17 protein-coding genes are annotated in these 22,195 nt (G+C 43.1%); 10 read left to right on the top strand and 7 right to left on the bottom strand.

Translation table 11 applies throughout. From position 1 onward, the window contains the following. Positions 1–47: 47 nt before the first annotated feature. From Q4561_RS10410 to Q4561_RS10375, 8 genes are all read left to right on the top strand, one after another. A complete protein-coding gene (locus tag Q4561_RS10410) occupies positions 48–866 on the top strand; it encodes a sulfite exporter TauE/SafE family protein (RefSeq protein WP_303460007.1) in 819 nt (272 codons plus the stop codon). 9 nt (positions 867–875) lie between these two features. Next, positions 876–2,111 (top strand): alanine--glyoxylate aminotransferase family protein, encoded by a 1,236-nt coding sequence (locus tag Q4561_RS10405; RefSeq protein ID WP_303460005.1) that lies wholly within the window; start codon positions 876–878, stop codon positions 2,109–2,111. Continuing rightward, on the top strand, positions 2,104–3,336 hold the full coding sequence (locus Q4561_RS10400; RefSeq protein WP_303460004.1) for an allantoate amidohydrolase: 1,233 nt from the start codon (positions 2,104–2,106) through the stop codon (positions 3,334–3,336). The genes Q4561_RS10405 and Q4561_RS10400 overlap by 8 nt, the downstream gene beginning before the upstream one ends. A 223-nt stretch (positions 3,337–3,559) precedes the next feature. Beyond that, positions 3,560–3,925, top strand: a complete 366-nt coding sequence (locus Q4561_RS10395) for an AraC family ligand binding domain-containing protein (protein ID WP_303460002.1) — start codon at positions 3,560–3,562, stop codon at positions 3,923–3,925. Positions 3,926–4,150: 225 nt separating this feature from the next. Next, entirely contained in the window at positions 4,151–5,698 is a 1,548-nt protein-coding gene (locus Q4561_RS10390) for an adenosine deaminase (protein ID WP_303460001.1), read from the top strand. 2 nt (positions 5,699–5,700) lie between these two features. Further along, positions 5,701–7,098 (top strand): uracil-xanthine permease family protein, encoded by a 1,398-nt coding sequence (locus tag Q4561_RS10385; RefSeq protein WP_303459999.1) that lies wholly within the window; start codon positions 5,701–5,703, stop codon positions 7,096–7,098. 257 nt (positions 7,099–7,355) lie between these two features. After that, on the top strand, positions 7,356–9,773 hold the full coding sequence (locus tag Q4561_RS10380; protein WP_303459997.1) for a TonB-dependent siderophore receptor: 2,418 nt from the start codon (positions 7,356–7,358) through the stop codon (positions 9,771–9,773). A gap of 95 nt (positions 9,774–9,868) precedes the next feature. Beyond that, on the top strand, positions 9,869–10,948 hold the full coding sequence (locus tag Q4561_RS10375) for a purine nucleoside permease (RefSeq protein ID WP_303459994.1): 1,080 nt from the start codon (positions 9,869–9,871) through the stop codon (positions 10,946–10,948). Positions 10,949–11,083: 135 nt separating this feature from the next. On the opposite strand, the gene Q4561_RS10370 is transcribed toward Q4561_RS10375, so the two are convergent. The 3 genes from Q4561_RS10370 to Q4561_RS10360 all read right to left on the bottom strand — a co-directional run bounded on the left by Q4561_RS10370 (position 11,084) and on the right by Q4561_RS10360 (position 16,420). Continuing rightward, positions 11,084–13,102 carry a response regulator gene (locus Q4561_RS10370; RefSeq protein WP_303459992.1) on the bottom strand — a complete coding sequence of 673 codons (2,019 nt, stop codon included), beginning with the start codon at positions 13,100–13,102 and terminating at the stop codon, positions 11,084–11,086. Positions 13,103–13,244: 142 nt separating this feature from the next. After that, positions 13,245–14,162 (bottom strand): diguanylate cyclase, encoded by a 918-nt coding sequence (locus Q4561_RS10365; RefSeq protein WP_303459990.1) that lies wholly within the window; start codon positions 14,160–14,162, stop codon positions 13,245–13,247. Between the two features lie 155 nt (positions 14,163–14,317). Further along, a complete protein-coding gene (locus Q4561_RS10360; protein ID WP_303459987.1) occupies positions 14,318–16,420 on the bottom strand; it encodes an EAL domain-containing protein in 2,103 nt (700 codons plus the stop codon). Positions 16,421–16,738: 318 nt separating this feature from the next. Between Q4561_RS10360 and Q4561_RS10355 the strand changes: the two genes are divergently transcribed. After that, positions 16,739–17,098 (top strand): Hpt domain-containing protein, encoded by a 360-nt coding sequence (locus Q4561_RS10355; protein WP_303459984.1) that lies wholly within the window; start codon positions 16,739–16,741, stop codon positions 17,096–17,098. Between the two features lie 118 nt (positions 17,099–17,216). Here Q4561_RS10355 and Q4561_RS10350 read toward each other — a convergent pair whose 3' ends face one another. Then, a complete protein-coding gene (locus Q4561_RS10350) occupies positions 17,217–18,221 on the bottom strand; it encodes an adenosine deaminase (protein WP_303459983.1) in 1,005 nt (334 codons plus the stop codon). A gap of 287 nt (positions 18,222–18,508) precedes the next feature. On the opposite strand from Q4561_RS10350, the gene Q4561_RS10345 reads away from it, so the two are divergent. Continuing rightward, positions 18,509–19,840 (top strand): NCS2 family permease, encoded by a 1,332-nt coding sequence (locus tag Q4561_RS10345; RefSeq protein WP_057792601.1) that lies wholly within the window; start codon positions 18,509–18,511, stop codon positions 19,838–19,840. A gap of 104 nt (positions 19,841–19,944) precedes the next feature. On the opposite strand, the gene Q4561_RS10340 is transcribed toward Q4561_RS10345, so the two are convergent. From Q4561_RS10340 to Q4561_RS10330, 3 genes are all read right to left on the bottom strand, one after another. After that, positions 19,945–20,202, bottom strand: a complete 258-nt coding sequence (locus Q4561_RS10340) for a DUF3862 domain-containing protein (protein ID WP_303459981.1) — start codon at positions 20,200–20,202, stop codon at positions 19,945–19,947. Between the two features lie 154 nt (positions 20,203–20,356). Continuing rightward, entirely contained in the window at positions 20,357–21,271 is a 915-nt protein-coding gene (gene puuE, locus Q4561_RS10335) for an allantoinase PuuE (protein WP_303459978.1), read from the bottom strand. After that, the gene (locus tag Q4561_RS10330; protein ID WP_303459976.1) at positions 21,261–21,920 is read right to left on the bottom strand and encodes a TetR family transcriptional regulator C-terminal domain-containing protein; all 660 of its coding nucleotides are present in this window, start codon (positions 21,918–21,920) and stop codon (positions 21,261–21,263) included. The genes puuE and Q4561_RS10330 overlap by 11 nt, the downstream gene beginning before the upstream one ends. Positions 21,921–22,195: the final 275 nt, after the last annotated feature.

The raw sequence follows: 22,195 nt of genomic DNA, 5'->3' as shown, positions 1-22,195 counted from the left end.
CTTGTTCATAATCACAAGATTTAATTCATATACGAGACTCTTTATTTATGCAGTTTTTACTCGATAACATGACGGTAATTTTATCGTTAATTGGTACAGGCGTGTTCGCCGGATTACTGGCTGGCCTTTTAGGTGTAGGCGGCGGTATTGTTATAGTGCCTGTGCTGTTTTTCTTATTTCAAGCGCTAGGTGTATCGGCTGAAAGTGCCATGGTGATTGCAACTGCAACATCACTTGCCACTATTGTGCCTACATCTATTAGCTCTATTCGCGCCCACAACAGTAAGGGCAATGTAGATTTTGCCCTACTAAAAGCATGGGCAGTGTTTATCTTGGTTGGTGTTTTAGCCGGAAGTTACTTAGTAACGGTACTAGACGCTAATTTCCTAACCTTGATGTTTGGTGTTATTGCCACCTTGTCTGCTATCAACATGTTAGTTGGCAAAAAAGATGCATTGTTTAACGGCCTACCAGGGCGGGTTGGACAGTCTATTATGGCGGCGTGCATCGGCTTTTTCAGTTCAATGGTTGGTATTGGTGGCGGCACGCTTACCGTCCCTACTCTTACGTTTTGTAATTACCCTGCACACAGAGCAGTAGGTACAGCAGCCGCTGTTGGCCTCATTATATCGCTGCCTGCTGCTATTACGCTTTTATTTGTAGGCACTACACCTGTTGATGCGCCATTTGCTACCTACGGTTACGTTAACCTACTTGGTTTCGCGTGTATTGTTCCACTAACGGTCATTTTTGCGCCCATTGGTGCAGGTATTGCCAATAAGTTAGACGCGGGCCTACTTAAGAAAATTTTCGCTGTTGTTCTCATCATTACTGGCCTGCGCATGCTTGCGCAGGTGTTTATCTAGGAGCCTATTATGACTGGTTTTGCACCATTAACACCTCCACCACGCCTTTTAATGGGCCCCGGCCCTATTAACTGCTATCCACGTGTATTGTCTGCAATGTCTACACAACTGGTTGGCCAATACGACCCAGTAATGACTGGCTACATGAACGAAACCATGGCGCTGTACCGCACGTTATTTAACACCGACAACCAACAAACCATGTTAATTGATGGTACGTCGCGCGCGGGTATTGAAGCGGTTTTAGTGTCGGCTATCGAGCCTGGCGATAAGGTACTCGTACCTATCTTCGGTCGCTTTGGTCATTTATTGGCTGAAATTGCAGAGCGCGCTGACGCTGATGTGCACACTATTGAAGTGCCTTGGGGTGAAGTATTTAAGCCCGAGCAAATAGAGGCGGCCATTAAGAAAGTTCAGCCTAAGCTATTAGCCATAGTGCAAGGCGATACGTCTACCACCATGTTTCAACCTCTTGAAGACATTGGTGCCATTTGTGAAGCTAATGACGTGTTGTTCTATTGCGATGCAACCGCATCGGTAGGTGGCAACCCGTTAGAAGTCGACAAATGGAAGCTAGATGCAGTTTCAGTAGGTTTGCAGAAATGTTTAGGCGGCCCTTCAGGCAGTGCCCCCATTACCATGAGCCAAAAGTTTGTTGATGTAGTGCGAACTCGTCATCATGTAGAAGCTGGTATTCGCGATGCTCATCATGAAAGTGCTCGTGGCCCGAAAATTCGTTCTAACTATTTCGACCTGGGTATGATCATGGATTACTGGGGTGATGAACGCTTGAACCACCACACCGAAGCCGCAACCATGCTGTATTGCGCCCGTGAATGTGCCATTTTGCATCTTGAAGAAGGCCAACAAAACGTGATTGCTCGCCATAAAGCGGCTGGCGATGCGATGCTAGCTGGCGTGCAAGCGTTAGGGCTTACGCCTTTTGGCGACCTTGCTAATAAAATGAGCAATGTAGTAGGCGTAGTCATTCCTGATGGCGTGCACGGCGAGCAAGTGCGTGAAGATTTACTGCTACGTTTCAATATTGAAATTGGCACCAGCTTTGGCCCCCTTAAAGGTAAAATTTGGCGAATAGGCACTATGGGTTACAACGCGCGCCAAGACGCCGTATTGCATACCCTTCAGTCGCTAGAAACCGTATTACGCAAGCAAGGTATGTCGTTACCGGCTGGCGCTGGCGTAGACGCCGCACTTGCTGCGTACTCGGGAGCCATGAATGTCTGAATTTTCTGATGCTGCCGCGCTAGTCATGGCGCGCTGTGAAGCACTAGGTTCACTAAGCCAAAACCCTAGCTGTTTAGACAGACGCTATTTGACCGAACAACACAAACTGGCCAATCAGCTAACGTCTGGCTGGATGATAGAAGCCGGCATGACCACATGGCAAGACAGTGTCGGTAATATATGGGGTCGCTATACATCAGCGGTACCCAACGCGCCTCGCTTGATCATTGGCAGTCATTTAGACACCGTGCCAAATGGCGGAAAATACGACGGCATGCTAGGTGTAGTGGCACCTGTTACGCTAATGGCCATGTTCAGCGGCGAAGGTCGACAATTCCCTTTTCATATCGATATTGTTGGCTTTTGTGATGAAGAAGGCACGCGCTTTGGCACCACCCTACTTGGCAGCCGTGCGTTAACGGGCAAGTGGCAAGACGAATGGCGCAGGCTAAAAGATGAAGACGGCATTTCGCTAGAAGATGCGATGAAAAACTTTGGGCTGGATTTCGATGCCATTAACAGCGCTACCATTGCTCAAACTGACTTGCTTGGTTATTTAGAACTGCATATTGAGCAAGGCCCAGTGCTAGAGCAAGAGAATTTACCTGTAGGTGTGGTTAACGCAATTGCCGGTGCGAAACGTTTTTCTATAAACGTAACAGGTATGGCAGGTCATGCGGGCACTGTGCCCATGTCGATGCGCCACGATGCCTTGTGCGCCAGCGCCGAAATGATTTTAGCGGTAGAGTCTATTAGTCAGCAACGCCCTGGGGTTGTGGCTACCGTAGGTAAAATTGAAAACGCACCCAATGGTGTGAATGTAATTTCTGGTCGATGTCAGTTCTCTTTAGATATTCGAAGTGAAGAAGACCCATTGAGAGATGCCGCATTGGCAGAGATTTTGCAAAAAATCAACGACATTGCTGTATTGCGCAATGTTGAATTAAAGATTGAGCAAACGCACAGTGCACCAGCGGTTCATTGTGATAGCGCGCTACAAAACACATTGCTTAAAGGTGTAACTGAAGCTGGAATAGTACCTAGAGTACTGGCCTCTGGTGCAGGGCATGATGCAATGGCAATGGCAGAGATATGCCCCGTTGCTATGCTGTTCACGCGCTGTAAAGGCGGTATTAGCCATCACCCTGGTGAGTCTATTACCACTGAAGATGTAGCGGCAAGCTTAGCGGTTATGCACCACAGTCTTCGTAAGTTAAAGTATTAGAGCACGATATTCTAACGCGCTGAGTACGCTGACACGGAGGCTGTAGGCGCCGTTGTAAGCACTGATTTAAAAGCGTTTAGATTGAAGACGCTGGAATTAACCCCCCCAGCCTAGATACAAGTTTACATCTAGGCTAGGTTGCATCCGTCGTGTTAGATAATAGACAAGCTTTGTAGACCTTTAAGCATTATTCGTTAAATGATAAGAAACAGGTATTAGTAAGATGAAAATAGCACGGATATATAATGACGATGAAGGCAAAAGCCACTTTGGTGAAGTAGATATTCCACTGAAGGACGGCGGCCCTATTGGGTTGTTGTCCGAAAAGTTTGGGGCCGATAAAATCATCTTCAGAGAAACCCCTGCAGACTACGACTTTAAATGGCACCCTGCCCCTGCGCGCCAGCTTCTTTTTATCTTAAAAGGTCGCGCAGAATTCACGGTATCAAACGGTGAGCGTCATGTTTTTGGATCAGGCGATGTAATATTGCTAGAAGATACTGAAGGCGAAGGTCATTGCTCTAAAGCGATGTACAACGAAGTTCGTCATTCTATTTTTGTTACATTGGGTGAAGGTGTTGAATTCTAATCACTTTCATAGCCTTGTAGTTTAATTAAGCGCGTCATATTGGCGCGCTTTTTATTTTGAAGCACCAATTTGGTGCACCAATTTACTAACCACGCTTTGTTTCCGTACTCCGCCAATCCAAAAACAACTGTTTATCATCAAGTTACAGTCTACAATCACCATTGACTAACTGGTCAGCTTCTTGCAATTCCACGGCATTATAATTTTAACAATGCTGTAGTTCTCATGCGTTTGCGATTTACCTTAGTGCCTTTTTTATTCCTCACCTTAGCCAGCTTTACTATTCCAAGCTTTGCAACAACCAGTACTTTAGCCAACAGCGCTTTAACGACTAGCTCGTTAACTGATAGCTCTTTGACTGGAAGCGCTATAGTTAGCGATAGTGTAACCAGTGGCACTTTATCTAATAAATCGGCTTCATCTTTCTCTATGCCTGCCTGGTTTGAAGATTTTAAGAAATCGGCATCCCCACTTCAAATGTACACATTTTTGCAAACCATGCCTAAAGGCGGTGAACTACACCACCATTTATCCGGCGCGGGCTTCAGTGAGTGGTGGTACGAACTGGCTGCCGACCCAACAAAAAATGGCGGTTATACCTATTACACGCAAGTAGGAAACGAGAACTGTAATTCACAATACTATGTTGCTTTACGTTTCCATACCATCAGTAAAACAACCCGGGCATTGCTTCCTGAATGTGTGCAAGAAAATTACACCGAACTGGCCTTACTAAGCAAAAATCAAAAACAGGCATTTATGGACAGCATTCGCTTACATGATGCATCGGAAGGGCGAGAAGAGTTTTTTTCAAAGCATTGGCAACGGTTAAATGAGTTAACCGCTAACCCAACTTTGGTTTCAAAAATTTTACTGCTTAACATGCAGGCATATCAAAAAGAAAATCTGCAGTATTTAGAAACCCAAGTGAATATGCGCTATGCAAAAAAACCTGACGGTAGTTTGTATACCCCAGATGAAGCCCTAGCAATTTACACCGACTTACTCGCTAGCGAAGAAGCCAAAGCCACCGGCGTAACGGTGCGGTTTCAATACGCCTTAGTCCGTTTCTTACCCGACGCTGAAGCTCAGTTAGAGTGGATTTATAACTTTGTTGATAGCCACAGAGATATTTATGTAGGCATTAACTTGGTTGGCCGAGAAGATGATAAAAATGGCCAACCTAAGCGCTTTGCATCAACACTTCGTAAGTTGCGTGCTAAGTACCCCAAAATTCAATTAGCGTTTCATGCGGGCGAATCTGAAACCGCAGACTCGAACGTACGGGATACACTTTTATTGGGTTCTGAACGTATTGGCCACGGTCTAAATACTATTTTTGACCCCGACACCTTATTACTATTGAGAAACAGCCATTACCTTATCGAAATTAATCTTATTTCAAATTTACTACTAGATTACGTTCCAAGCTTCGACACCCACCCGTTTCCAGAATATTTGCGTACCGGCATTCCTACTGCACTATCAACCGATGACAGAGGCATGTTCGATTCAACCTTAACTGACGAATTTTACGTGGCGGTAACCCAGTTCAATTTGAGTTGGGATGAACTAGTAGGCTTAGGAAATAACAGTTTGCACTACAGCTTTTTGCAAAGCGATGTAAAAGTCCAGCAGGTTAATTTATTTCAGCGGCGCATTGCTGAGTTTGAAAGTCAGGTGGCTTCTAATTCTGTACCTGCTCCTACCCTAGCGTTCCATGCGTTTATTTGTAACTTCGAAAGTGAAATTTGTAGTGAGGGTGAGAAATAACCATGCAAGAACAACATCACGATTTACTTTATAGCCTGCACGACAAACCCAATGCTGCTGCATGTTTAACTGCCGCATTTCAACATATGCTGGCTAGCTTTATTGGTATTATCACGCCTACCTTAATAATTTCAGCAACCTTGGGGTTGGCTGAGCACACAGCCTACTTAATTTGCATGGCGCTTTTTGTTAGTGGCATAGGTACCTTTATACAGACCAAAAAATTTGGCCCTGTAGGCAGCGGGTTAGTGGCTATTCAAGGTACAAGCTTTGCGTTTATCAGCGCGTTGCTGTTAGCGGGCATGAAAGTTAAAAATGAGGGCGGGAGTAGTGAAGAAATATTGGCACTGCTATTTGGCCTTACTCTTGCGGGAGCTGCTGTAGAGGTGGTTTTTAGTTTATTCGTGAACCACCTTAAGCGCATTATTACGCCACTCACAACAGGCATTGTTATTACCGCTATTGGTTTATCGCTTATTAATGTAGGAATGACCGATTTAGCCGGCGGCTTTAATGCTGAATCCTTCGCAAGTTTAGGTAATTTAGGTTTAGGGGTAAGCGTTTTACTGGTTATTGTATTTTTAAATGCCTCGAACAATCATTGGGTAAGGCTATCGGCCATTTTTGTAGGTATGGCACTAGGTACGGCGTATGTGTGGTTTACTGACGGATTAGATTTATCGCATTTAGATGCACTACCCGCCATTGCTATTCCACAGCCCTTTGCCTTTGGCATCAGCTTTGATATCACCCTCTTCTTACCCATAGCGCTTATTTACTTATTCACTGCCATTGAAACCGCGGGCGATTTAACCGCGAATAGCCTGTTTTGCAAAGAACCCGTGTCTGGACCACTTTACTTATCCCGCATTAAAGGCGGCATTTTAGGTGACGGACTTAATTCTATGATTGCTGGCGCCTTTAATACGTTTCCCAACACCACCTTTGGCCAAAACAATGGGGTTATTCAGCTTACCGGTATTGCCAGTAGAAAAGTGGGTTTCTTTGTGGCGGGCATGTTTGTGTTTGTTGGCCTATTCCCTGTGGTAGGGGGTGTGCTACAAGCTATCCCTAAACCGGTGTTAGGTGGAGCAACATTGGTGATGTTTGCCATGGTGGCCGTGGGAGGTCTGAAACTACTTGCCAGCTACGCGTTAGATAGAAGAAGCAGCTTAATAACCGCGTGCGCTCTGGGTATGAGCATTGGTGTAATGATGGTGCCTACTGCGTTGTCACAGCTTCCTACTTGGTTGGAAAACGTTTTACTATCACCAGTGACCTCTGCGGGCCTTACCGCAATCATTTTAGATCTCACTCTTCCCCAAGCACCGCAAACAGCACCGCAAAAAACATCGAACAAGAATTCAGAACCGACATCAAAGACACAGGGTGAAGTGTAAAGGGCGAATTTGGTGCAATGTTCGCATTAAATATCACAATGCTGGTGCAGAGAATCACCAGCATTGTGGCACTTCACAATAAAATAACATCACCTCTTTACAAAACTTTAAAAAAATTTAATAAAATCATAAGTTTAATTTTATTTAATTTCCTGACCAAGTGGACAAGAAACTGGCACTCATTGTGCTTTTACTGAAACAGAAAAATAAAAAAGTATAAAAGGCCTTTTAAAAGGTTATTAAAAATAGAGGAAACCATGATTAACACTACATTCAAACTAAACCCATTAGCCCGTGCGCTAGCATTTGGTCTGACTTTATCAGTACCTTCAATTGCACTAGCACAAGACGCTGAATCTGCGCCGAAAGACGCTGACGTTGAAAAAATTGAAGTAACAGGCTCTCTGGGCAGTTTGCCTGGTCAAGATGTTGAATCCGTATTTGGTTTTGGAAAATCCATTCTTGAAACACCACGCTCTGCATCAACTATCTCTCAAGAACAAATGGAACGTTTTAACGTTTCAGATATTGATGAGCTAGTGGCATTTGCACCTGGTACATTTACCCAGTCATTCTTTGGTGTTGCGGGCTCACTAGATGTACGTGGTACGCCAGGTGAAACTTATTTCCGTGGTGTTAAACGCCTAGACAACCCTGGTAACTACCCTACCCCAATTGGTGCTTCTAGCCGAATTGATATTGTACGTGGCCCAGCTTCTCCTATTTATGGCCCGTCTAAAATTGGTGGTTACTTAAACTTCAACCCTAAATCTGCTCGTGCTTCTTCTGGTCAATATTTAGAAAAGCCTGAAGGCCAAATTTCTTATACTACGGGTTCGTGGGATAAGAGCGTACTAACTGCAGAGGTTGGTGGTCCAGCACAAGTTGGCGACAAAACCGTAGGTTACTACCTGTACGGTGAAGTAGAAAATTCAGATAGCTACTACGAAAACACACAAACCGACCAAACTATTCTACAAGCCGCTTTCAACATTGATATCACTGATAATCTACGTGTTGAATTTGGTGGTATGTATCACGATTACGATGGCAACCAAGTTGCTGGTTGGAACCGTTTAACACAAGAACTTATCGACGACGGCACTTATATTACTGGTACTGCCCAGCCTCTAGATACAGATGGCGACGGCGCGATTAGCCATGAAGAATACGGCGCAGTAAACATTGCTGGGAACAGCTTCTTCTATGTTCCAGGCTCTTCATTCACTGATGATGAAGCCACAGCATTAATGGCATTAGAAAATGTAGGTACAACTACATTAAGTGGAAGCCAAGTATTGGTTGCACCCGATGACCAACTGGGTAACGAAGCTATTACGTTCTACTTCGATACTATTTACTACGCAGACAACTGGGAAATTCGTAACCAGTTCTTCTACGATTCATACGATAACATCAATGAAAATGCGTATGGTTTCTCTCAGTTTCATGATAGCTGGGTTGTTGAAGACAAAATTGTTTTCGCTACCGAATATGAAAACGATAGTTTGTTAGCACAATTCCAGATTTCTCCGTCAATTCGTTATACCGACTTCTTGCACGGCGATGACTTTACCTACGAGTACTTCAACCGTCGCGACTTAACTATGGCTTCTTCAGCATTAGACAGACGGGTTCTTTCTACTCGCTCAGGCATAAACTACGATAACTATGATGAAGGTAACTACCTTGATTTAGGTATTGGTGCCATGACTGACCTTACTTGGGATTGGGGCTTAAACCTTGTTCTTGGTGTTCGTTATGACACTATTGATATTGAAACGACTTCACGTACTGACTTGCTGCTTGGCGCAACGGGTGATGAAATTCCAGTTTCAGCTGAAGATACAGTGGGTGGATGGTCTTGGAATGCTAGTATTTCTTACGAATTGCCATTCGGTTTAATTCCTTACATCACAGCTGCTGAGCAAGCCACAATAGTTGCCGGTCAAGGTGCTGAGATTGGTGTTGGTCAACTAGAAGACGGCGCGTTCGATACCTCAGAACTTTTCGAATTTGGTGTTAAAGGTTCATTACTTGACGACACCCTTTATTTCGCTCTTTCATCGTTCGAGATGGAAAGAACGGACTTTAGCAGCCAAAACACAGTAACTAACAACACCACAAACAACAAAGGTACTGAGTTCGAACTTCGTTGGGTTGTGAACGAAAACTTAGTTATGTCTGCGGGTTACACCAACATTAAGGTTATTAACCTTACTGCGCTTGAAAATGGAAACCAGTTTGGTTTCCTAGGTGCTGAAGATTTATCTAACCTTTCAGATCCATCATTAATCTTTGGTGGTAACGTGATTGGCTTGAACCTAATTGGTGACGGCTTCGCAAACACCGATGCTCGTAAAGCAGGTATTCCTGAAAATGTGTACACAGTAACGGCAACTTACGACTTCCAAAACGGTTATGCGGCTAACGTGAGTGTAGTTGATGTAGAAGAAGTAGCGTCTGGTTTCTCTGCTTCGGTAATGCTTCCAGCATACACGCTAGTTAATGCCGGTGTTTCTTACCAAGCTGATGACTGGTCTGTTAACTTAACCGTTAAAAACTTAACGGATGAGCGTTATTTCCGCGCCAACTTCCCTGACTTATTCGGTAGCCAAGTTGTGTTGCCTGAATTACCACGTCATTGGAGCGCGAAGTTCGCGTATAAGTTCTAAGCTGCTGTAATATATATTGTTTAATACATAATGTTGTAAAGGTAAATCTACCTTCGTAGATTTACCTTTTTTTATACCTAAGAGGACAATTTTTAATGCGCTATTTTGCTAATGCTATTCTCGCCCTTTCTTTTTTCGCTTCTGCTGGGCACTGCGCTGAAACAACCGATACTCCCCCTATTGAGATTAAAGCCGTTGTGGTTGCCATGTTTGAAATTGGCGAAGACGAAGGCGACAAATCTGGTGAATTCCAGCTTTGGAAGAAAGGCCAAAAACTTTCAACCCGCTACGCACTGCCCCATGCTCACCATGATATTTTTGTGAATGAAGAAACCGGTGTATTGGGCATTGTAACGGGTATGGGTATCGCTCGTGCCTCTGCCGCTATAATGGCGCTTGGGTTAGACCCAAGATTCGATTTAACTCATGCTTACTGGCTTGTAGCCGGTATTGCAGGTATGGATCCTGCCGATGGCACTATTGGCTCTGCTGTATGGACTGACTATGTGGTTGACGGCGATCTAGCCCATCAGATTGACGCACGTGAAATTCCAAGCGACTGGAAAACTGGGTACTTCCCGCTTTTCACTCACTCACCTTACGCCAATGCTGAGTCGGTAAACCCAGAACAAGCCCCTAACGGTGAAGTTTATATTCTAAACGCAAGCTTAAGGTCTTGGGCATTTGATTTAACGAAAGACACAAAACTACCAAATACGCCAGCTATGGATAAATTGCGTGCCACCTATAAGGGATATCCTAATGCCCTTGCGGCACCTACAATTATGACGGGCTCACATCTATCGGCATCAACGTTTTGGCATGGCGCATTGCTAAATGATTGGGCAAATGACTGGGTGGGCTACTGGACACAAAGCAAAGGTAACTTTGTAACCTCGGGTATGGAAGACTCAGCAACACTTCAAGCACTTACTTATTTAGATAACGCTAAATTGGTTGATAAAGATCGCGTACTTATTCTGCGTACTGCAAGTAACTTTACTATGCAACCAGCAGGGTTAACGGCAGCTAAAAACTTAGAGTTAGAAAGCTCAGGGGAAGGCTACGCAGCACTCCAGTCGGCAGTAGAAGCCGCTTATGCTGTAGGTTCAGTGGTAATTGAGGAATTGACAACAAACTGGGATAAGGTAAAAACTGATATTCCTGCAAAATAATCTGTTTGAGTAAATTGGAAAATTACAGCAAATAAAACTTAAGCTAAGCAGTGACAGCGGCATATCGCTGTCACTCGAGTTTACCACTCAAGCTCTTCTCCCGTGCTTGTCACCCGAGCCTATCACCCGTGCCCGTCACTCTTGTAACTCCATGAACTTACACATCAAGGCTTTCTTCAATTCTGCAGTTATATGGCGTTGATCTAACGGTTTGCATAAGAACGCTGCCATACCCGCTTCTATACATGCCTTTCTATCTTCTTCAGAGGTATTCGCTGTTACAGCAACAATGCTACCTTGGTTGGTTAACAACCCTTCTTTTAAAATAGCTTTAGTCGCCGAAACGCCATCAAGTACCGGCATGGCACAATCCATAAAAATAAGATCGTAATCCTTTTCTCTGGCTTTTTCGATGGCGACTTGACCGTCTTCAGCTTCATCAGCTACGAGGTTATATTTTTCTAACATTGACGTAAGCACTAATCGATTAATCTCGTTGTCGTCTACGACCAAAATTGACAATGGAATACTCAATAACTTTGAAGGCAGTGCATCTTCGTGTTCAAGTAAATCTTTTTTACCATCGGTTATAGTTACAGGAAGGACAATATCAAAGGTGGTACCTACGTTAACTTGAGAACGAATATCTACTTCCCCCCCCATCTTGTCCACTAACTGCTTAACAATAGACAAGCCTAGGCCAGTACCACTTTCTTTATTTAGCGTTTGGGTTTGGGTTTGCCCTTGGACAAAAGGCTTAAACAATCCACTCTTAGTGACTTCATCAATACCCTCACCTGTATCTTCAATGGAAATAAGTAGGTTCGGTACATTGTACGCCTCGCGAAGGGTGACTTGAATAGAGATGAATCCCTTGGAGGTAAATTTAACGGCGTTGTTAAGTAACTTTGCGATTATCTGTTCAATTCTTTTAGCATCGCCGTTAATGTAAGTATTGTCTGGGAATGACAGTACGCTGTATAAACGAATTCCCTTCTCTTTACACAGTGGTTTGAATAGGTCAATTAACGCTTCAGCCATTGCGCGAACGCAAAAGGGTTTATGCTTCAATTCTAGTTCGCCGCTGGAAATTTCGGTGTAATCTAAAACGTCATCAATCAGTAGTAATAGGCGATCGGCGCTTTTTAATGCTAAGTCTGTTTTCCGTTCTCGTATATTAACCCGCTGTTCAGACTTAATAGCCTGCAACATACCCGTAATACCATTTAGCGGCGTTCTTAGTTCATGGCTTATACGTGAAAGCAAATGGCTTCTTTCTTTATAAGCAGCTTCTGCCTCTTTACGCCGTGCCTCAAGTTCTAAACGCAGTTTTACCGACTTATCTACATCTTGGAATGTGCCAAATAAACGCACGCAATGGCCATTGAACATTTCAACCATGCCATGGTTTTCTACCCAAACAGCGTTTCCCTTCGCAGTAACGAGTTGCAGCGTAGCTGTCCAAGGCTCACCGGTTTCTATCGCATGATTGACTAATCGAGCAATTTCTTCTCGGTCAGAGCCTTCTTTATAAAATTCAATGGCTGATGCAAGAGTAGGTACGTAATTTTGCGACACTTCGTGAATAACACGGGTTTGTGATGACCAAAAAAGCTCATCATCCACCATATCAACTTCCCAAACCCCGATATTTGCTACGGTTTGCAATTTTCCAAAAAGCTCAGCATGCTTTAGCGAGTTGTCGTCAGCCCCTCGCTCCTTTTGCAAAACGCTTTCCAACCAGTTGTCTAACAAGAAGAGTTTTCCGCCGTCGAAGCGGAACTCATTTTTAACTAGGCTATTTATGAGTATAAGTACAACATGGTAAGTCCCCACTTTGTGTACTCTTCCAATGATAAATTCGTCGGCGCCTAAGTTATCTTTGGCCCAGCGCTTAACGTCTAGGCAACAACTTGAATGCGTGTGGGGAAGTAATGCTAAATCAGCGGGGATTGGCGCAAGAAGTACTGTTTGCGGAGGCAAAGCGGTATTAGACTTGGCAATAACGTCGATATGTTCGCTGGTAACATGTAACAGCACGCCTTGCTGCATCGATAATATTTCACACCCTGCCTTGAGTACTTTCTCAAAACTAAGCACCATGGGAGGTATAGAGATAGGGTATTTTTCATTTTTATCGATTTGTTCAGTCATAGCGAACCGCCATTAATATCAAACTGCCCTTAAGTGGACGGAGAAGCTAATAGCTTTTAGCACTCTCCTATAGGGCAAGGATAATAGTAATTACGGGTAAAGAATATTAAACAATAGGCTAGTTGTGGATGAGAAAAAGACGTTAACCTACCGCGCGATTACGCCCAGCTTCTTTTGCTTCAAACAAAAATATATCAGCAGATTCAATAAGGGAAGAGACCCCTGTACTATTAAGCTCACTGGCTGCTCTAACCGCATAGCCAGCACTGATGCTAAGCTTTCCGCCCTTACCAGCGTAATGCACTATATTTTCATCTCTAATTGCAGAGACAATATTTTCAGCAACGGTTTTAACGCCATTTAAGTCAGTGTAAGGCAGTACCATCATGAACTCTTCACCACCAAATCGAATGGCGGCATCTTTCGGACGTTTAGCATTTTCACCAATAACTGAGGCCACTTGTTGCAAACATATATCGCCTTGAAGGTGCCCATAGTTATCGTTGTACAGCTTGAAAAAATCGATATCCATCATGATTATTCCAACCATGCCATCATCACGCGCTACTTGTTTTACTAATAAGGGAATTTCATTACTTAGGTATAGTCTGTTATACAAGCCCGTTAATTGGTCATGAAACGTCAGTCTCTGCAACAACTCAGTGCGAAGCTTTCCTTGAAGGTGGTTTTTTATTCTGTGAACAAGGGTAGAGGCCGTTACAGGCTTTAATACAAAGTCGGATGCGCCCACTTCCCAGCACATGTTTTCGGTTTCTACATCTATAGTGGAAGTAACAAAAACAACCGGAATATGAGCAGTCGGCTCATTCTGCTTTAAGGTACTGCACACTGTTAACCCATCGACATCAGGCATGTTCATGTCTAATAGCACTAAATCAGGCTCATGTTTCACACAATAGGCAATTGCTTGTTCACCATTAGAGGCTGCGGCACATTTCACGAAAGGCTCGAGTATAGAGGTTAGCAGCATCCGGCTGATAGGCTCGTCATCTACGACGAGAACCTCACATGCCGAGTATGGTTTTAGTTCTAATTGCATAGTTTCTCTAAAATGCTTTTTAAGACACTTTATTAAAAAGTGTTTTTAAAATGTGGATACGAGTGCGGACATTTGTATACTACACCATCGACTATAAAATACTAATATTTAAGTATAAAAATCGCTACGTTTTCAGGTTGCTTAAATGAACATATTTATATCGATAAACTGGTTTGTTTGATAAACCGATCAGTGAATTCGACGTCGGGAATAGGCTTACACATATAAAAGCCCTGGCCATAATCGCAGCCTAGCTGTCGAAGTAAGTGAAATTGCAGCTCGGTTTCTAGGCCTTCTGCTACTAACACCATATCGAGACACTTCGCCAGCCTAGCAATAGCAGTAACAATATCTAGGGCTTGAGGCTCATCATCCATGTCCTTTACAAATGAACGGTCGATCTTAAGTACGTTCAAAGGAAATTGACGTAAGTAAGATAAACTAGAATATCCAGTACCAAAATCATCTAGCGCTAAAGAAATCCCTAACGAAGACAGGGCTAACAGCATATTACGAGTTTGTTCAAAATCAGCCATCAGTGCCGACTCTGTCACTTCCAGTTCCAGCAATCTAGGGTCGATGCCCGAAGCTGTAATGACCTGCTCTACTTCTTTAGCGAACGTGGGATTTGCAATTTGTTGAGCAGAAACATTAACAGCTATTTTAAGCGGTTTATTAGCATCAGCGCACTGGGCAATAAACTGACAGCTTTTTTCTAATACTTGCTTGCCTAAGCGATGGATTAAGCCCGTTTCTTCAGATAAAGGAATAAATTCATCAGGAGCTATAATACTTCCATCTTCATCAACTAATCTTACTAAACTCTCTGCCCCCACAATTTTATTTAAGTTTAAATCGTATTTAGGTTGAAAGAATAGGGTTAGGCTATTGTCGTCGAGTGCTTTTCTGAGTTTCACTTCCATTTCTACGCGCTTTCGTACCGCCAGCTGCAGGTCGTTTGAAAAGAAGCAAAATTTGTTTTTGCCAGTAGCCTTAGCACGATACATTGCGGTATCTGAGTGACGCATTAATTCTTCTGCATTTGTTGCATCTTGAGGATACAAACTAATGCCAATACTTAAACTAAGTTGATGCTGTCTACCATCGATATAGATGGGCTCTCTTGCACTTTGTAGACAACTCATAGCAACACTATCGGCACTGGCTCCTGCGCCAGTATCGGTCAACAAACACGCAAACTCGTCACCACCTACGCGAGCCAATGTAACCGACTCTCCGCACACATGTTTCAATCGCTCAGAAACTGACAAAATAATTGAGTCACCCACTTTATGGCCCAATGCATCATTTAAATATTTAAAATTATCTATATCGATAAGCAATAGCGCCACGCTTTGGTGGAGTTTGTCGGTTTGATTTATAGACTGCTCTACCCTATCGTGCAACAGTACGCGATTAGGCAAGCCGGTAAGGTGGTCATGATTGGTCAAATGCGTCATTTGAACCGCCATCGCTACTGACTCAGATAGATCCTGAAATACAATAACTGCGCCCTTCACATTTCCATAAGCGTCTATAATGGGTGAAGCAGTATCTTCCACACGACACTCATTGCCCTGCTTACTGACTAGCTTTACGTTCAATGCCATAGCCACAGGTCGTTTAACCTCCATGGTATGGAGTACAGGGTTAATCATAGTGGCGTTGGTGCTAGCGTCTCTCAATTCCATAATGTCAGTCACTAACCGGCCACAGGCTTCAAATTCGTTAAAGCCGGTTAATCGCTGGGCGACAGGATTAATAAAGGTAACGAGCCCATCAGCGTCGGTCGCAATAACGCCATCAGCAATTGCGTTTAGCGTAATATTGAGCTGTTCTTTTTCCTCGAAAATTCTTTCGGAGTACACAGTAAGCTGAGATTTTTGCTTTTGTATTAACAGGTGATTCTTCACCCGCATTCTGCATAGCTCTATATCTATGGGCTTACTGATGAAGTCGATAGCACCTAATGCCAACGCTTTATGCTCGTTTTTGACATCGGTAAATGAGGTAACAAAGAGGACTGGGATTTCACGCAAGTTTATATCTGCCTTAACAGCCTCACAGATATCGAAGCCCGAGCATTTAGGCATATTAATATCTAGAATAAGTAAATCCGGTTTGTGATGCCTTATAAGTTGAAGTGCTTCTAAACTGTTACTCGTGCTAATCACATGCGCTAAGCTACTTACCGCCGCTTCCAAAATGACGATATTAACGGGCTCGTCATCTACGATAAGCACTTTTTGACTACGCATATTCAAAATTTCTACACATCTCTATTACTCTTTACTACATCAAGTATCGACTACCTCATGCTTTTCGTTATTAGCCTTTAGTATATATTCATTTGGCATTATATGTTGCATTCTTGAGGGTTAATCTTTCGCTACAGGAAACTTATTATGTATGTAATCTAAGAAATAAAATAAACCTTTAGGTGAATTCACAATTTGTTTTTTTTCATATAATGTATCAATTGTTAGTCTGTACATAGTTCACTTTTCACTTTACGAGTGCATCTTCAGTAACGCTTCTTTTCACTACTTCAATAAATTTTAGGAACCACGTATCTCATGACCAATGACAGCTTTCCACTTTGGCAGAAAGAAAATGCCCTACAACGGTTAGCAGGAAATCACGCGCTGCTTAACCGAGTAGTAGAAATGTTCATTAACCAAATAGATGAAAAATACGTAACGCTAACCCAAGCACTTATAGAAAAAAACCAGGAAAAAATTCGCTTTACTAGCCATGCTATTAAAGGTGTATCAGGCGATGTTGGTGCTGATAGGTTACGTCATTACGCGTCATTACTTGAACTCTTATCCGCAACTGATAATTGGGCTAAAATTGAAGAAGAAATCACCTCTATGGCATCCGTTATCAATGCCACAAAGTCAGAGATGACAGACTGTCCTGCTAATTGCTCTTGATTCCACTTTATAGTCTCAGCATTATTTCAGTTACCAGCATTTTCTTATATTAAACCTTTCACTCATTTTATATTGCAAATACATTCATCGATGAATATTTGGCATTACTCATGGCCATTTATGCCGTTAAAGAATGGATGTGGTCGATGTGAAGCTGCTTTATATCTTCGGGCAAAAAGCTAGCGGTAAAGCTGTTAATTGCAAGCTGCTTTAAATGGTCTGCTGTTACTGGTAGTGCTTTACATAGCTCACGATAATTGTCATTCAAAAAACCACCAAAATAGGTAGGATCATCAGAATTAACTGTCACCATCAGGCCTTTATCTAGTAGCGATAAGATATTGTGTTTCGCCAAGTCATCTACCACGCACAACTTTAGGTTGCTTAAGGGGCACACAGTAAGGGGAATTTGATTGGCAATAAGGTATGCCATCAACTTCTCGTCTTCTTGACACCTAACACCATGGTCAATTCTATCAACGTTAAGTAAATTAAGTGCTTCCCATATGTATTCTGCCGGCCCTTCTTCACCAGCATGGGCAACAATTTTCAACCCCAAAGCGCGGGCTTCGCGAAACACTCGCTCGAACTTTGACGGTGGATGGCCCAATTCAGAGCTATCTAGCCCTACCGCATCAATAACACTTAAATAAGGCTTAGCCGCTTCAAGGGTGGCAAATGCATCACTTTCTGGAAGATGTCGAAGGAAAGACATAATTAAGTAGCTAGAAATACCAAACTGCTTTTCTGCATCTTTCATTGCGCGTAAAAAACCCGGCATAAATGTATCGAATCCTATGCCTCTTGCGGTATGGGTTTGCGGGTCGAACATAATTTCGGTGTGCACTATATTATCTTCATTACAGCGCAGGAGATAAGCCCACATTAGTGCATAAAAATCATCTTCATCAATGAGCACGCCTGCTCCTGCATAATAAATATCGAGAAAACTTTGTAGATCGGTAAATTGATATGCCGCCGCTATTTCTTCAACGCTCTTGTAAGGCAGCGTGATATTGTGTTTACTGGCTAATTGCCACATAAGTTCCGGCGTTAAACTGCCTTCAATGTGCAAATGGAGTTCAGCCTTAGGAAGTTTTTCGATTATAGTTGTTAGCGTCATGGCTTCTCACCGTTATATCTGCACCAAGTTAAAGCATTTTGAATTAATTTGGTGCGATGGTTATTTTTTAGAACTGATTGCGTCAGAGACTTCTTTAAGGTTTTCGAGATTGAAAACCTCGTGATTAAAACGAATTCTAGTTGATTTCATTGGTATGCCACTGACTTCAGCATTTTGCTTTTATTTACCGTAGCACAAAACGCACCAACAAACTGACTAAGTGGTCAAGTTTTTGCTTCATGCAATATTAAATAACGATAAATGACTCAACGCATAGAGAAATCTACATGTCCAATAACGTATTAGAGCGCCTATTCAAGCTTCAAGCACATGGAACCACAATAAAAACAGAGGTGGTAGCAGGGCTGACGACCTTTGCCGCAATGTCTTATATTTTGGTGGTAAATCCAGGAATTCTTGGTTTAAGTGGCATGCCTATCGAAGGGTTAATCACGGTTACCGCGCTGGCAGCCTGTTTAGGCACCTTGTTAATGGCGTTTATGACTAACTACCCTATTGCGCTAGCGCCGGGGATGGGACTAAACGCTTTCTTTGCTTTTACTATCTGTTTGTCGAGAGAAATTCCTTGGGAAGCAGCCTTGGGAATTGTGTTTTGGAACGGTATTCTATTTTTGCTACTTTCCCTCACTGGGGTTAGGACAAAAGTAGCTGAATCTATTCCCCCCGCCCTGAAAATTGGTGTGCAATGCGGGATAGGATTATTCATTGCCTTTATCGGCCTGAAAAATGCGGGGCTCATTGTAGATAATCCAGCGACTTTCGTGAGCCTTGGTGATTTATCTAACCCCGCGGTCATGCTGGCTTTACTAGGCATCATTTTTACCATCGTAATGGTAGTAAAAAAGGTCACTGGCGGTATTCTTATTTCTATCGTATTGCTTACCGTAATTGGTGCCTTTGTGCCTACTGAGAATGGCATGCTAACCGCCACACCTGAAGCCATTATTGGTTTGCCAGAACCTATTTCAAACACCTTTATGGCCATGGATTTTTGGTACCCTATAGATCATATCGCTGAAACTTGGGACTTAATCTTTGCCCTTATGTTCGTGAATATGTTCGATACCATTGGCACTTTGATTGGGGTTTCTCGCCGCGCGAACCTACTAGATAAAAACGGAAAACTACCTAAAATTGGCCCCGCTATGACTGCAGATGCCTCTGCCAGTGTGGTAGGTGCATTTATTGGTACATCACCGGTGACCAGTTATGTCGAGTCAGCTACTGGCGCATCAGCGGGTGGTAGAACAGGGTTAACCGCTGTGGTGGTTGCACTGTGTTTTGTTTTAGCTTTATTTCTTACGCCTTTAATGAAGGTCATTCCTTTAATGGCTACTACTCCCGCGCTCATTATGGTGGGCATATTAATGATGGAAGCCATACGTCAGATAGATTTCGACGATTTAGGTGCCCTTGCTACCGCAACAGTTGCGCTAATAGCTATGCCCCTCACATTTAGTATTAGTGAAGGTATTGCACTTGGGTTTATTACTTATGTTGGTATTAAGATGGGAACCGGTAAATTCAAAGAAGTGAGCGGGTTAACTTATGCATTGGCGGGTGTGTTTATACTGCGCTATATATTTGACTTAAAATAGTAAACGCTGCCCCTATGCTAAGCATATAAAAAAACGGTGAAGATAATCTTCACCGTTTTTTTTCAGCTTTAAAAAGCTGCGCCACTAAGTGTAATCGTTTGTGGCTACTGTAAACCGTCGTAACTGAATGTAACGGCTTTGTCGCCCATAAAGACGATTTTCACATGCTTGGCATCTTCGTTACCCCAAATACACGAGGTAGTGCCCAAGGTTTTAGCGCAATTATCTGCTGCACCTATTACCGATGACACTTCATTTTGTGACATGCCCATTTCAAGCTTGTCGTAGTTTTCTTTGTTTAATTTTGAGCACCCAGTCAACGCAAGTGCAGTCAGTAAACATAAGGCAATTTTTACTTTCATATTCTATCTCCAGTTTGTGTCCTGTAGCTTGGCTGCCATAGCTTTGTCATATTAGCTTTGTCATATTAGCTCTGACATATTAGCTCTGTCATTTGAGCTCGGTTATGGCATTTTTGGCATTTTAGCTCAGTCATAACAGCACCTATATTAGCGCTTAAGCTAAAGGATGTTCAGCTAACCAGTGCCGCGCGACGTCTTCTCGGGTAGCCAACCACACTTTGTCGTGAGATTTTACGTATTCAATAAATCGCTTTAATGCCGCCATGCGCGCAGGGCGACCCAATATACGACAATGCATGCCTATTGATAACATTTTAGGTGCTTCACTGCCCTCATCATACAATACATCGAACGCATCTTTTAAGTATTGGAAGAACTGCTCGCCACTGTTAAAGCCCTGTGGCGCAGCAAAGCGCATATCATTAGTATCTAAAGTGTAAGGCACCATTAAAAGTGGCTTACTGTAATGGCAATCAAAATACGGTAAATCGTCAGCATAAGAATCGGCACAGTAGAGTATGTCATCGCGTTCAGCGATAAGTTTCAACGTATTCGGGCTGGTACGCCCTGTATACCAACCTACAGGTTTCTTGCCGGTTATTTGCTCATGTAAAATAATAGCATCGTCTATCTGTTTACGCTCTGTGTCTTCATCCATATCTTGATAGTGGACCCAACGCATGGCGTGACTGGCAATTTCCCACTCGGCATCGAGCATGGCCTGTACCGCGTCTGGATGACGCTGCATGGCCATAGTGACACCAAAAACCGTTACCGGAATATTGTAGCTTGTGAGTAAACGATGAAGGCGCCAAAAGCCCGCTCTGCTGCCATACTCGTACATAGATTCCATACTAAGGTGTCTATCTTTGAATGCCTGTGCTCCAATAATTTCAGACAGAAAAGTTTCTGAATGTTCATCACCATGAAGCACACAGTTTTCACCGCCTTCTTCATAATTTAGAACAAATTGAAGGGCAATTTTAGCACCGTTGGGCCAGTTGGCTTTAGGCACATCAGCACCGTAACCAATAAGGTCGCGAGGGTAAGCGTTGGAATTATTCGACATCGGTGTTCTCAATATAACGACTTGGGACAGGCAGATTGCAACCGCCTAAAACTAATTGGATTAACTGACGAGTAGCGGTCTCAAAGTCAGCTTTGATCATTTTACGACCGCGCAATCGCGTGATTTGGGAAGAAAAGTCGGCATAGTGCTGGGTACTGGCCCAAATAGTGTAAAGCAAGTATTCACCATCAAGTTGAGGAAGTTTTCCCGCTTTAATCCACTCATCGATAAGCGCTAATCGCCCTTCCATCCACCTGGCATGATCTTCATCAAAATATCCCGTTAAGTTTTGCGCACCATTAATAATTTCCATGGCGAAAATTTTAGATGCTTGGGGATGAGTTCGGGATACTTCCATTTTTTCGGTGATGTATGCAGCTAACACTTCGGCGGGATCATCATCTACGGTGGCTCTATCAAAATGCGAGTTCCATAGAGACAATGTTTCTTCTAACACTGCTACATACAACTCTTGCTTCGTTTTAAAATAATAAAGCACATTGGTTTTTGGTAGGTTTGCTTCGTCCGCAATTTTTTGTACCGCAGTACCTTTAAATCCGAACTGAGCGAAACATTTTTCAGCAGCTTGCAGAATGTTTCGCTTGTTTGTGGCGCCTACACCTGCGTCCGTGTCTCTTAATTTGTTCATCGTTGATATATTGTCCTTTGCTACACGTCTGGCATCCATTTGTAATACGTTATCACGGTTTTAGATTAAAACAGTAAGCGTAAATACAATGCCGCTAGCTCTACTTATTTTTATGTTAGACCTTGCACGATTCTTGCCTGTATTACATCAACAAGTATGCAGTTTTGCTTACCGAATTAGGGGCTAATCTTAAGGAAGCCTTTTTTTTAAAGCAATTTTTTGACCAAATGGTCTACTTTTCTATCAAGAATACCGCTATATTAATGGATATATCA

Source organism: Alteromonas sp. 1_MG-2023, assembly GCF_030547075.1.
Lineage (GTDB): Bacteria > Pseudomonadota > Gammaproteobacteria > Enterobacterales > Alteromonadaceae > Alteromonas.
This window is presented reverse-complemented; position numbering and strand designations above follow the sequence as displayed.

Coding starts and splice junctions, on each gene's coding strand:
- Q4561_RS10410 (WP_303460007.1), top strand. CDS start 48: ATGCAGTTTTTACTCGATAACATGACGGTAATTTTATCGTTAATTGGT.
- Q4561_RS10405 (WP_303460005.1), top strand. CDS start 876: ATGACTGGTTTTGCACCATTAACACCTCCACCACGCCTTTTAATGGGC.
- Q4561_RS10400 (WP_303460004.1), top strand. CDS start 2,104: ATGTCTGAATTTTCTGATGCTGCCGCGCTAGTCATGGCGCGCTGTGAA.
- Q4561_RS10395 (WP_303460002.1), top strand. CDS start 3,560: ATGAAAATAGCACGGATATATAATGACGATGAAGGCAAAAGCCACTTT.
- Q4561_RS10390 (WP_303460001.1), top strand. CDS start 4,151: ATGCGTTTGCGATTTACCTTAGTGCCTTTTTTATTCCTCACCTTAGCC.
- Q4561_RS10385 (WP_303459999.1), top strand. CDS start 5,701: ATGCAAGAACAACATCACGATTTACTTTATAGCCTGCACGACAAACCC.
- Q4561_RS10380 (WP_303459997.1), top strand. CDS start 7,356: ATGATTAACACTACATTCAAACTAAACCCATTAGCCCGTGCGCTAGCA.
- Q4561_RS10375 (WP_303459994.1), top strand. CDS start 9,869: ATGCGCTATTTTGCTAATGCTATTCTCGCCCTTTCTTTTTTCGCTTCT.
- Q4561_RS10370 (WP_303459992.1), bottom strand. CDS start 13,102: ATGACTGAACAAATCGATAAAAATGAAAAATACCCTATCTCTATACCT.
- Q4561_RS10365 (WP_303459990.1), bottom strand. CDS start 14,162: ATGCAATTAGAACTAAAACCATACTCGGCATGTGAGGTTCTCGTCGTA.
- Q4561_RS10360 (WP_303459987.1), bottom strand. CDS start 16,420: ATGCGTAGTCAAAAAGTGCTTATCGTAGATGACGAGCCCGTTAATATC.
- Q4561_RS10355 (WP_303459984.1), top strand. CDS start 16,739: ATGACCAATGACAGCTTTCCACTTTGGCAGAAAGAAAATGCCCTACAA.
- Q4561_RS10350 (WP_303459983.1), bottom strand. CDS start 18,221: ATGACGCTAACAACTATAATCGAAAAACTTCCTAAGGCTGAACTCCAT.
- Q4561_RS10345 (WP_057792601.1), top strand. CDS start 18,509: ATGTCCAATAACGTATTAGAGCGCCTATTCAAGCTTCAAGCACATGGA.
- Q4561_RS10340 (WP_303459981.1), bottom strand. CDS start 20,202: ATGAAAGTAAAAATTGCCTTATGTTTACTGACTGCACTTGCGTTGACT.
- puuE (WP_303459978.1), bottom strand. CDS start 21,271: ATGTCGAATAATTCCAACGCTTACCCTCGCGACCTTATTGGTTACGGT.
- Q4561_RS10330 (WP_303459976.1), bottom strand. CDS start 21,920: ATGAACAAATTAAGAGACACGGACGCAGGTGTAGGCGCCACAAACAAG.